This is a genomic window from uncultured Tepidimonas sp. (assembly GCF_938045175.1).
Taxonomy (GTDB): Bacteria; Pseudomonadota; Gammaproteobacteria; order Burkholderiales; family Burkholderiaceae_C; genus Tepidimonas.
Genome location: NZ_CALIND010000191.1, coordinates 22,464 through 28,601, shown reverse-complemented (window position 1 = coordinate 28,601; position 6,138 = coordinate 22,464). Strand labels below are relative to the sequence as shown.

General features: G+C 65.1%; 4 protein-coding genes and 1 pseudogene. 1 reads left to right on the top strand and 4 read right to left on the bottom strand.

Annotated features, from left to right (window positions below; translation table 11 throughout):
- Positions 1-103 precede the first annotated feature (103 nt).
- Positions 104-1,520: pseudogene (locus Q0716_RS10100) on the bottom strand (IS5 family transposase).
- A 238-nt stretch (positions 1,521-1,758) separates the two neighbouring features.
- On the opposite strand from Q0716_RS10100, the gene Q0716_RS10095 reads away from it, so the two are divergent.
- Positions 1,759-2,517, top strand: coding sequence for a CsgG/HfaB family protein (locus Q0716_RS10095; RefSeq protein WP_132962609.1), 759 nt, complete (start codon positions 1,759-1,761; stop codon positions 2,515-2,517).
- Between the two features lie 98 nt (positions 2,518-2,615).
- Here the strand turns inward: Q0716_RS10095 and guaA are convergent, their stop codons facing one another.
- The 3 genes from guaA to Q0716_RS10080 all read right to left on the bottom strand — a co-directional run bounded on the left by guaA (position 2,616) and on the right by Q0716_RS10080 (position 6,138).
- Entirely contained in the window at positions 2,616-4,232 is a 1,617-nt protein-coding gene (gene guaA / locus Q0716_RS10090) for a glutamine-hydrolyzing GMP synthase (RefSeq protein WP_299022828.1), read from the bottom strand.
- Positions 4,233-4,259: 27 nt separating this feature from the next.
- Positions 4,260-5,732 carry an IMP dehydrogenase gene (gene guaB / locus Q0716_RS10085; RefSeq protein WP_299022826.1) on the bottom strand — a complete coding sequence of 491 codons (1,473 nt, stop codon included), beginning with the start codon at positions 5,730-5,732 and terminating at the stop codon, positions 4,260-4,262.
- Between the two features lie 88 nt (positions 5,733-5,820).
- Positions 5,821-6,138: an RnfH family protein gene (locus Q0716_RS10080; RefSeq protein ID WP_299022824.1), complete on the bottom strand. Its 318-nt coding sequence runs from the start codon at positions 6,136-6,138 to the stop codon at positions 5,821-5,823.

Sequence of the window (6,138 nt, the reverse complement as noted above, 5' to 3'; positions counted from 1 at the left end):
AGTCGCCCCTGAAATATTCATTTTCAAGCTGCCCGCAGCCACAGCGGAGCCGGGTTGGCGCCGCCGGTCTCGGCTGGACGCAGCTTGGCCAGCCACCGGCCGATCAGGTGCACGGCCGCGACGAGACGCAAAAAAGCCCTCTTCAAGAAGGGCACGCCCTTCTTGGCGATCATGCGCAGCAACCAGCGGATGTTGTAGCCCGCCGCGCACAGCACCGCGTGCAGCCGGTCACCTTGCTCGCCCTTGAGATGACAGCGGTCCATGCGGTGGTCTTGTTTGAGGTGCCCGATGACGGGCTCAATGGCCTGACGGCGTTTGAGCAGCTTGCGTTCCTGCTGGGTGAGGCGCTTGATCTTGCCGCGGTGCACCAGGCGCACATCCGCAATGTCGGCCTCCACGCCGCGGTAGCCCAGATCGGCATAGGCCGTGCTGGGCTTGATGCCGCTGTCCTGCATCAGGATCGTGGCCTGCTCCAGCTGCGCCCGCAGCGTGTGCCCGTCGTAGGGGTTGCCATGGAAGGCCCGGGCGCCGACGATCAGGCTGTGCTTCAGGGTGCTGGCAATGCCGACCTTGACGCCGAACTCGTAAGGGCATCGGGCCTTGCCCTTGTTGATGCACTCCACCTCCGGGGCGTGCCAGGCGTAGAGCTTTCGAGTCCCGTCGGCGGTCTTGCGGTTGGCCGTCTGCGCCACGAGGCGGGCTGCCTTGCTCAATGTCTCGGCCAAGGTGTTCTGGATGGCCTGCCCCAGCCGGGCGGCCTTGCGCTCGATCTCCCGCTGCAGTCTGGCCACGATCGTGCGCTGGCGCTTGATGGCGCGGTGCATGCGCGCGAACTGCCGCGCGTGCGCATAGCGTCCTGCCTTGCGGCTGAGGTCCTTGCCTTCCTTGGCAAAGGTCTGCTTGAGGTCGATGCCGGTCTTCTTGGCCGCCTCCACCAGCTTGGTGCGCGCGGTCTCCAGCAGCCGGCTGTCGGTGGGGTGCGCCACGGCCTTGGGCTGGACTGTCGTGTCCACCACCACGCGCTTCAACTCCTGCGGCTTGATGAGCTTGAGCTCCACCGCCACGTTGATCGTCTGGGCCAGGAGCTCTTCCACCCCTTCCTCGCCCAGCAGCCGGCGAAACTTGACCAGCGTCGTGGCGTCGCACGGCAGCCGGTCCTCGTAGTAGGCCAGGCCCGAGAAGTACTGCCAGCGCGGCGACTCGCGCCAGCGCTCCACGACGCCTTCATCGGACTCGTTGAAAGCGTGCTTCAGGTACAGCAGCGCAATCATCACGCGCAGCGGCACGCGCGGACGCCCGGCGTTGGATGCCCGCACCGGGCGCACCGGGGCTTCGCCAAAGAGGTCCAGATCGGGCATCGCCGCCCCAGAGCGCGCTTTGCGCATGAACAGGTGCGACAGCCTTGCTTCCAACTCCTGCCACGGCATGCGCGAGGCCAACACCGCCAGCGGATGGCGCAGGTCGATCATCTGATCGAGCCGGGCGCGGAAGAAGTCCTCGGTGGCGGGGCAGGCAAACATCGCAAAACTCCCAGAAAACGGCGCATCAGACCATCAGATCTGGGAGAAATTGTACCCGCAAACAGGCAATAACACACGGAAAATCATGAGGTTATGAATATTTCAGGGGCGACTCATTACCGTGACCAAGAGCAAACCCTTCATCCCGGTCAGTCCTGGGGAGAAATTCCGCTTCATGGTGCAACAGGGTGGCGCGATGTCGCCTTGGGTCGTGTATCAGTTTTAAGGGGGCGCAACGATGCGGAAAGGGGCTTCGCTGTACCTTGCCTGCGCGGCTATTCTGACAGGCTGTTCCACTGCGCCCATCCTGGGCGGAGATGACCCGATCGCCAAAGGCGCGGCGAGCGGCCAACAGGCGGTTGCGGCAACCGAGCAACTCGAGCGTTGTACGGAACCCTTGGGCACCGTCGGTTTTGCTGAAGCGGCGGATGATCCGTATGTGCCCATCGTGCAAATGCTGGTGCAGCAGTCCAACTGCTTCATCGTGGTCGAGCGCGGGCGCGCATACAACCAGATCGACCTGGAGCGGCAGCTCAAAGAGGCAGGGCTCACCGGACAAGCCGGTGCGGCGAATCGCAAAATGCTGGCGGCCGATTACACGATGGTGCCAACGGTAACCTTTGCAGAGCCCTCGGGATTTGGCTTGAGTACGGGCCTGGGTGGTTTGTTCGGCCGGCGCGGCAGCAACCTCGATACATCAGCGCAAGTTCAAGCCCTGGGCGCCTCCACCACATTGCGTCTCATCGACAACGCCAGTGGCGCGCAAATCGTGGCGGCCCAGGGCAGCGCCAAGAATTACAACCTGGGAGCGGGCATTGGCATCCTCGGCGGCCTGGTGGCCGGGGTCAACGCCTATGCGAGCACGCCGCAGGGCAAGATTGTCGCCGCCGCCTTCCTCGACGCCTACAACAAACTGGTTCAGGCCGCTCGTCAATATAAACCCCAGCAAACCCGCGGCGGCGCAGGGCAAGGCGGACGGCTACAAGGGCCTCAGTAACGCCCCCCGCTTTTGTTTGTTGCCGTGCTCTGCGCTTCCGGTTTTCTATCGGCGACGACCAGATACCCGAATCGCACATGCCCGGCAATTGCCTTTACTCACTCCCACTCAATCGTCGCCGGCGGCTTTGAGCTGATATCGTATGTCACACGGTTGATGCCACGCACTTCATTAATAATGCGGCTGGAGACGCGCTTGAGCAGGCTGTAGGGCAGCTCGGCCCAGTCGGCGGTCATGAAATCGCTGGTTTGCACCGCGCGCAGCGCCACCACGTAGTCGTAGGTGCGGCCATCGCCCATGACGCCCACGCTCTTGACGGGCAAAAAGACCGCAAACGCCTGGCTGACCAGGTCATACCACGGCTTGCCACTGTGCGGCTCGATGGTGGAGCGCAGTTCTTCGATGAAGATGGCATCGGCCCGGCGCAGCAAGTCGGCGTATTCCTTTTTGACCTCGCCCAGAATGCGCACCCCCAGGCCCGGCCCGGGGAACGGGTGACGGTACACCATGTCGTGCGGCAAGCCCAGCGCCACGCCCAGCTCGCGGACCTCGTCCTTGAACAGGTCGCGCAGCGGCTCCAGCAGCTTTAGCCCCAGTTGCTCGGGCAGGCCGCCCACGTTATGGTGGCTTTTGATGGTGACCGCCTTCTTGCTCTTGGCGCCGCCCGACTCGATCACATCCGGATAAATGGTGCCCTGCGCCAGCCATTGCGCGCCTTTGGAGCCGGGGCGCGCGGCCTTGAGTTTTTCGGCTTCGGCCTTGAACACGTCCACGAACAGTCGGCCGATGATTTTGCGCTTTTGCTCCGGGTCGGTCACGCCCGAGAGCTCGCGCAAAAACAGGTCGCTTGCGTCCACGCGGATGACCTTGGCATGCAGCTTGCCGGCGAACATGTCCATCACCATGTCCCCCTCGTGCAGCCGCAGCAGACCATGGTCGACGAAGACGCAAGTGAGCTGGTCGCCGATGGCGCGATGAATCAGCGCCGCGGCCACCGACGAGTCCACGCCACCCGACAGTCCCAGGATGACTTCCTCGTCGCCCACTTGCTGCCGGATCGCTTGCACCGCTTCCTCGATGTGGTCGCGCATGATCCAGTCCGGCCGCGCGCCGCAGATGTCGAGCACGAAGCGCTCCAGGATCGCGCGCCCTTGCACCGTGTGCGTGACCTCGGGGTGGAACTGCACGCCATAGAAGCGCCGCGTCTCGTCGGCCATGCCGGCGATCGGGCAGGCATCGGTGCTGGCCATGAGCTTGAAGCCCGGCGGCATCTCAACCACTTTGTCGCCGTGACTCATCCACACCTTGAGCATGCCATGGCCCTCGGGGGTGTGGAAATCGGCGATATCGCGCAACAGTGCGGTGTGGCCACGCGCACGCACCTCGGCGTAGCCAAACTCGCGCGTGGGCGAGCCCTCGACCCTGCCCCCCAGTTGCTGGGCCATGGTTTGCATGCCATAGCAAATGCCCAGCACCGGCACGCCGAGCTCGAACACCGCATCGGGCGCGCGGTCATTCACCTCGTACACGCTGGCGTGGCTGCCCGATAGGATGATGCCCTTGAGCCGCCCGTCGGCTGCATAGGCCCGCACCCAGTCGTCGCTGACATCGCACGGATGGACCTCGCAATACACGTGCGCCTCGCGCACGCGGCGCGCGATGAGCTGGGTGACTTGCGAGCCGAAGTCGAGAATGAGGATTTTGTCGTGTGCCATCGGGGCGGCCATCCGTCGAGCCAGTGATCAGTCGAGCCGGTAGTTGGGCGCTTCCTTGGTAATCTGCACGTCGTGCACGTGGCTCTCGCGGATGCCCGCGGCCGTGATCTGCACGAAGGCCGCCTTTTGGTGCAGCTCATCGATATTGGCACAACCGCAGTAGCCGAGTGCCGCGCGGATACCGCCCGCCATCTGGAAAATGATGGCCACCACGGAACCCTTGTACGGCACCCGCCCCTCGATACCCTCGGGTACCAGTTTGTCGGCGTTGGGGTTGGCGGTTTCGTCGTTTTCCTGGAAATAACGGTCGGCGCTGCCCGCCTTCATGGCGCCGATCGAGCCCATACCACGGTAGCTCTTGTAGCTGCGGCCCTGGTAGAGGATGACTTCACCCGGTGCCTCTTCGGTGCCGGCAAACATGCCGCCCATCATCACGGCGTGGGCGCCAGCGGCCAGTGCTTTGGCGATGTCGCCGCTGTAGCGGATGCCGCCATCGGCAATCAGGGGCACGCCCGTGCCCTTCAGGGCCTGGGCCACGTTGTCGATGGCCGTGATCTGCGGCACACCCACGCCGGCCACGATACGCGTGGTGCAGATCGAACCGGGGCCGATGCCCACCTTGACCGCATCGGCCCCCGCTTCCACCAGGGCCCGCGCCGCTTCGCCCGTGGCGATATTGCCGCCCACGACCTGCACTTGGGGGTAGTTCTGCTTGACCCAGCGCACCCGGTCCAGCACCCCTTTGCTGTGCCCATGGGCGGTGTCGACCACGATCACATCCACGCCCGCGCGCACCAGGGCCTCGACGCGCTCTTCGGTGCCGGGGCCCACACCCACGGCCGCCCCGACACGCAAGCGGCCACTCTCGTCGCGGGCCGCGTTGGGGAAGTTGAGCTGCTTGGTGATGTCCTTGACCGTGATGAGCCCCTTGAGCTCGAAGGCGTCGTTGACCACCAACAGCCGCTCCAACTTGTGCTTGTTGAGCAACGCCTTGGCCGCCTCGGGCGTGGTGCCTTCGGGCACGGTGATCAGCCGCTCGCGCGGGGTCATGATCTCGCGCACGGGGATGTCCATGCGCGTCTCGAAGCGCAAGTCGCGACCGGTGACGATGCCGACCACCTTGCCACCCTCGACGACCGGAAAGCCCGATACGCCCAGCTCGTTCGACAGCTCAACGACCTGGCGCACGGTCGTCTCAGGGCTGATGACCACTGGGTCGCGCAACACGCCAGACTCGTAGCGCTTGACCTTGGCCACGTGAGCGGCTTGCTCCTGCACCGACAGGTTTTTGTGCACGATGCCGATACCGCCTTCTTGCGCGATGGCGATGGCCAAGCGCGCCTCGGTGACGGTGTCCATGGCGGCGGACACCAGTGGCAGGTTCAGGGTGATGTCGCGCGTCAGGCGCGTGGCGAGTGACGTATCCTTGGGCAGGATTTGCGAATACGCGGGGACCAGCAACACATCGTCGAAGGTCAACGCTTTTCCGAGCAGGCGCATGGGGTTGGCTCCAAAAGCGCTATTGTATGCGGCCACTTGCGCGGCCCAAGACCCAAGGCGGCCCGTGGATGGACCGGATCGACCTCGATCACCGCGGGCGCCGCGACCGCGCGAACAGCCCCGGGGCACGCGCGCCCTGCCGGGCAAACCGCTCGCGTCGGGCGACCTTGGGGTCGACGCGCAGGGGCCGAGTGACTTCCAGCCGGTCGCCGTCGCGCAGGGGCGCATCACGAGCCACGGCGCGGCCCCACACGCTCAAGGCGCGCGGGTCGCGCTGCGCCACGTCCTGCGCATCGGCCCAGCCAGTGTGGGCCAGCGCCTGCGCAGCGGTCGTGCCCTCCGGCAGCTCCAGCATTGCTTCCTGGACAGTGCGCGCCGCGGGCGCCCAAACGACGGTGACACGCAC

Excerpts from the sequence above, each read along its gene's own strand:
- Q0716_RS10095 (WP_132962609.1), top strand. The coding sequence starts at position 1,759 with ATGCGGAAAGGGGCTTCGCTGTACCTTGCCTGCGCGGCTATTCTGACA.
- guaA (WP_299022828.1), bottom strand. The coding sequence starts at position 4,232 with ATGGCACACGACAAAATCCTCATTCTCGACTTCGGCTCGCAAGTCACC.
- guaB (WP_299022826.1), bottom strand. The coding sequence starts at position 5,732 with ATGCGCCTGCTCGGAAAAGCGTTGACCTTCGACGATGTGTTGCTGGTC.